1 protein-coding gene is annotated in these 364 nt (G+C 67.0%); it reads right to left on the bottom strand.

The genetic code is table 11. From position 1 onward, the window contains the following. Positions 1-169: 169 nt before the first annotated feature. Positions 170-364, bottom strand: a 195-nt coding sequence (locus SB753_RS35340) for a substrate-binding domain-containing protein (RefSeq protein ID WP_410804718.1), incomplete at its 5' end; no start/stop codon positions are given.

Genomic DNA, 364 nt, shown 5'->3' with positions numbered 1-364 from the left:
CGCCGTTCATGATGATGCCGATCTCGCGGGTGTTCGCCTGGGTCATGGTGTTCCGTTTCTTTCGCGGGAAGCAGTCGCCGCTTCCTCTCGACCGTGAGTGGAAAGCGCTTTCCGAGATCATGCCACGAGACGAGAGCCGAACGCAACCGAAGCGCTTTCGCGCCGGAGATCAGCCCGCGCTGTCGCGCTCGACCAGCTCGGTCGGGATGACCGCGGAGCCCTCGGGTTGCGGGGCACCCTCGATCGCATCCACCAGCGCCGAGACCGCACGGCGGGCGAGGGCGGCGAAGTCCTGGCGGATCGTGGTCAGCGGCGGACGGTAGTTCGCCGCATCCGGCACGTCGTCGAAGCCGATGACCGAGAC

Origin of the sequence: Paraburkholderia sp. SIMBA_053, from assembly GCF_046534895.1 — a bacterium.
In the GTDB taxonomy this organism is placed as follows: Bacteria; Pseudomonadota; Gammaproteobacteria; order Burkholderiales; family Burkholderiaceae; genus Paraburkholderia; species Paraburkholderia caledonica.
The sequence above is the reverse complement of the archived record's forward strand: the minus strand, read 5'-3'. Positions and strand labels throughout refer to the sequence as shown.